General features: G+C 70.3%; 6 protein-coding genes. 1 reads left to right on the forward strand and 5 read right to left on the reverse strand.

Annotated elements, in window-relative coordinates:
* Window positions 1-22: 22 nt before the first annotated feature.
* Both GX015_RS00600 and GX015_RS00605 read right to left on the reverse strand, forming a co-directional pair.
* Complete coding sequence (locus GX015_RS00600) at window positions 23-886, reverse strand: EamA family transporter (protein WP_291342002.1); 864 nt, start codon at window positions 884-886, stop codon at window positions 23-25.
* Window positions 886-1,422 carry a hypothetical protein gene (locus GX015_RS00605; protein ID WP_291342003.1) on the reverse strand — a complete coding sequence of 179 codons (537 nt, stop codon included), beginning with the start codon at window positions 1,420-1,422 and terminating at the stop codon, window positions 886-888. The genes GX015_RS00600 and GX015_RS00605 overlap by 1 nt, the downstream gene beginning before the upstream one ends.
* Before the next feature lie 358 nt (window positions 1,423-1,780).
* On the opposite strand from GX015_RS00605, the gene GX015_RS00610 reads away from it, so the two are divergent.
* Window positions 1,781-2,026, forward strand: coding sequence for a metal-sensitive transcriptional regulator (locus GX015_RS00610; RefSeq protein WP_291342009.1), 246 nt, complete (start codon window positions 1,781-1,783; stop codon window positions 2,024-2,026).
* Window positions 2,027-2,075: 49 nt separating this feature from the next.
* Here the strand turns inward: GX015_RS00610 and GX015_RS00615 are convergent, their stop codons facing one another.
* The 3 genes from GX015_RS00615 to GX015_RS00625 form a co-directional block, all read right to left on the reverse strand.
* Window positions 2,076-2,666 (reverse strand): suppressor of fused domain protein, encoded by a 591-nt coding sequence (locus tag GX015_RS00615; protein ID WP_291342004.1) that lies wholly within the window; start codon window positions 2,664-2,666, stop codon window positions 2,076-2,078.
* A 79-nt stretch (window positions 2,667-2,745) separates the two neighbouring features.
* Window positions 2,746-3,333 carry a DUF402 domain-containing protein gene (locus tag GX015_RS00620; RefSeq protein WP_291342005.1) on the reverse strand — a complete coding sequence of 196 codons (588 nt, stop codon included), beginning with the start codon at window positions 3,331-3,333 and terminating at the stop codon, window positions 2,746-2,748.
* Window positions 3,334-3,464: 131 nt separating this feature from the next.
* On the reverse strand, window positions 3,465-3,623 hold the full coding sequence (locus tag GX015_RS00625) for a hypothetical protein (protein ID WP_291342007.1): 159 nt from the start codon (window positions 3,621-3,623) through the stop codon (window positions 3,465-3,467).
* Window positions 3,624-4,061 lie beyond the last annotated feature (438 nt).

Consider the following 4,061-nt stretch of genomic DNA (forward strand, 5'->3'; position numbering starts at 1 on the left):
CCCCGAGGTGGGTCACCCGTCGTCACGCGGCGACCGCGGACTCCCGCAGAGCCATCCCGGCGGCGGCGACGACGACCACGAGACCCGCCCAGCTGAGCGGGGAAAGGTGCTGTCCGAGGATCGCCACGCCCGCGATGGCGGCGGTGGCCGGGGCGAGGGCGGTCAGCGTCGCGAAGAGGCCGGCGGGCAACACGCGCAGGGCCGCCATGTCGATGCCGTAGGGGATGATGCTCGACATCACGGCGACCACCAGGCCCAGCCCGAGCACCCACGGGTCGAGGAACGCGGACGGGGCCGTGACCAGACCGATCGGTGCAAGCGACAGGCCGCCGACGGTCAGCGCCAGGGCCAGGCCGGTCTGGCCGGTGAAGCGGCGGCCGGTGCCCTCGGTGGTCAGGATGTAGCCGGCCCAGAACGCGCCGGCGATGAGCGCGCACGCGACGCCGACGACGGTGAGGTCGCGCAGCCCCGACCATCCGAGCATCACCACGCCACCGAACGCGAGCGCCGTGAACAGCACGGACCGGGGAGTGCGCGCGCGGACGGCCGCGAGGAGCAACGGCCCCACGAGCTCGAACGTCACCGCCGCCCCGAGCGGGATGCGGTCGATGGAGAGGTAGAAGAACAGGTTCATCAGGCCCATCGTCGCGGCGAGGCCGCCGAGCCACGCCCAATCCGACCCCGACAGCCCGCGCAACCGCGGGCGCAGCAGGGCCATGAGGATCAGCCCCGCGATGCCCATGCGCAGCGTGACGACGACGCCCGCCGACGCCGAATCGATCGCCATCGCCGCGAACGCCGAACCGAACTCCAGCGAAAACATGCCGATGACCAGCAGCACCGCGAAGAACCACAGTCGCGGCGCGGTGGGGACAGGGGCGGGCATTAGGTCGTCGTGAAAAAGTCGCGGTTGTCGGCGCCGCGGTAGGCCTGCACGGTCGCCCACGCGGCGATGGCGGAGGCGGCGGCGATGAGCACGGTGACGGCGCTGTCGATGAACTCGGCCGCGCCGTTGCCCGCGCCGGCCTCGTTGGCGCCGGTGGCCATGGCGATGAGCGACAGCACGGCGTTGATCACGAAGACGATCGCCGCCACGCCGAGGATCATCCGGGCGGCGACGCTGCCGCGCAGCAACTTGCCCGCCAGGTACCAGCACGCGAACGCCACCAGCGCCTGCATGATGGTCGCGAAACCGACGCTGATCAGGATCGACGTCTGCGCCTGCGACTCGGTGGGCACGATCGTCCCGGTGGTGCCGGACATCGCGGCCTCGACCATCCGGTCCCAGTTCAGCATCGCGGTGGCCACGGTCAGCGCGAGCGCGGGCAGGTACACCGCGACGGCGATTCGCCAGAGCCGGCTTGCTTGCGCGGCATGGAACGGGGTGCTGCGATGGGACGTCGGATCGGCGCTCGGTTTCATGCCCATCAATGTATCAATCCGGCCGTACCTGCCTTAACGTCATTACCTTCTTACCTGCGATTATGAGCGTACGTTCAGACAGATCTGTTCAAAACCTCATGTGATGGGGTACGGTGCGGGGTATGTGAAGGTACCGCGCAGGTTCCGGTTGTCCGCCGAATCCCCGTCGCATGCTCGCCAGAACGCCCACTCGACCGCAGCCTCAGTGCCGCGGCCGGGTCGTCGACAAGCAGTGCGGCCCGGATCGTGGCTCCGGTCCTGCGCCCGGAAGGATCGTTCGACGATCAGACAGGGGTGTCCGGTGACTGCAGAGTCGCTCGCTCCGACCACGGAAACGGATCCGGGGTTCGATCCCGACGTGCAGCGTCGGGCCATCATCAATCGGCTCAAGCGCGCCCACGGGCAGCTGGCCGGCGTCATCGCGATGATGGAGGAGGACCGGCACTGCCGCGATGTGGTGACCCAGCTCGCGGCGGTGTCGAAGGCGCTGGACCGCGCCGGCTTCAAGCTGGTGTCGTCGTCCATGCGCGGCTGCCTCAACGGCACGGACAACGGCGGGCTGAGCCCCGACGAGATCGAGGAGCTCTTCCTCCGCCTGACCTAGGCGGGAAGGCTCGGGCCAGGGCGGTTGCTTGACGACGCCCCGGCGCCCGCTACACCACGCTCGCCCGGTGGGGGTCGGCGAGCACGGTGCCCTTGTCGCGCCACAGCGCGCGCAGTTCCGGCACGCCCTTCGCCCGCGCGAGCGCGAATTCGTTGGGCGTCGCGGGCACCGGCTGGAGCATGGCCACGGTGATCGGCTCGGCGGCCGTGTCGGCGGCCGCATCGACGGTCACGTCGGGCACGTCGGCGTCGACGAGGATGAACCCCGTGAAGCGCGCGTCCGGCCACAGCGGCTGCCCGAAATCGAGCAGCGCCCCATCTTGGAGCACCAGCCCTTCGACGCCGGGGGAGGCGGCGAGCATGGCCAGCGGCCGCGTCACGGCGTCGAGGCCGCCGGCGACGGGCAGCACCAGCTCCGCGCGCGGGCCCTCGTTCGGGTCCATGACCATCGCGGTCGGGTCCTGCATCGGCGAGCGCGAGCACCCGAGGGTCGCGTACGTCACCAGTCCGTCGCGGTCGGGCCCGAAGCGCAGGACGGTGAGGGGGTCGGCGCCGAGGAACGTCAGCTTCGCCTCGCCGGGCGCGCTTTCCTCGAAATAGCCGCACAGGTGCGCGCGCACCGCGTCGATGATGGCCGTCATGGTTCCCGCTTTCCGGTGGGTTGGTAGGTTCTCGCTTGACGACGCTAACGCGCCCTCGGTCCGGCCCCGCAGCCGGGGTTCACACCGCCTCGTCGCCGGGGCCCGCGCCGATGGCCACCCGCTTCGGGTGCGGCTGATCCGGAACTGCGAGAGTGACGGCGTCCGCCCAGGTCACCGGGCAACCGGCCGCGGCCAGCCACGCGTCGACGTCGCCGTCGTGGGCGGTGATGCCGGCCAGGGCGTCGAAGGCGCGGTCGATGGCCCACGCGCCGGCGTCGGCGTCGACGATTCCGGCCGCGATCGCGGCGGCGAGCTCATCGGCGTCGTCGACGCGGGCCGCACCGTCGAGCACGAGCAGATCCAGGTACAGATCGCGGGTGCGCCACACGCCGGATTCGTCGTGCGTCACTTCGGCGACGTCGAGGTAGCGGCGGCTCGTTGCCTCGACGCCGGGTCGGAAGTGGAAGATGTTGGCCCGCAGCCCCAGCGAGGGCAGCAGCCACGATTCGAGGTGGCCGAACTGCGGATGGTCGGCGCCCCGGGCCATGTACAGGCCGTGGGGATGGACCTCGAAGACGTCGACGTCGCGGACGTACCCCTTCGGGTCGACGTTCGCGGACGCGGCGATGTCGAAGGTCTCGAGCTTCGGCACGTGCAGATCTGCCATGGCCCCGACTCTAGTGCGGGGCGGGGCCGCAGTTGCGTGATCCGGCGGCGTGCTGCACCTCATGCGCCGGGCTCGTGGTCGAGTGGTGCCCACGGTGCCGCACGGTGCTGCGCGGAACCGTGGTGGCCGGACTAGCCGAACAGGCCCATGAAGCCCGACTTCTTGGGCTGCTGCGCCTGGCAGGTGCACTGGCGTTCCTTCGGCACGGTGGCCATGACCTGGTCGACGTGCATGCCGCAGCCTCCCCACGTGGTCTTGTGGCACTTCGGGCACTCGACGGGGTAGCACATGGTCGTCTCCTTGAAGATGGGGAAGTGAAGAGGGTGAAGCGAAGATGGGGAAGCGAAGATGGGGAAGTAAGGAAGAGGAAGTCTCGGGTGGCGCCGGGGCCGGCACCGGGGCCGTGGTGTGCGCAGGCAGACCGGGGCAGGGCCCGCCCGGGGCGCCTCGACGATGACACTATACCCCACGGGGTATGAAAATCCAGCCGACGCGACGAGCTCCCAACTTTCGGGGGGTACCCCGAAAACGCGGAAACCCGCCCTGCGGCCGTGTGGCCGGGGCGGGTTTCCGTGGAGCGGAAAAGCGCTACTGGACGACCGTGTAGGTCGCGGACGGGGTGTAGTTGCACTCCGCCGGGCCGCTTTCCTCATCGGCGGTGAAGCCACCCTCGACGACGGAAACGACGATGCCGGAGCCGGTGTCGGCGACGCCGTTGACCGTGCCGG

Source organism: Corynebacterium sp. (assembly GCF_012837295.1).
GTDB lineage: Bacteria > Actinomycetota > Actinomycetes > Mycobacteriales > Mycobacteriaceae > Corynebacterium.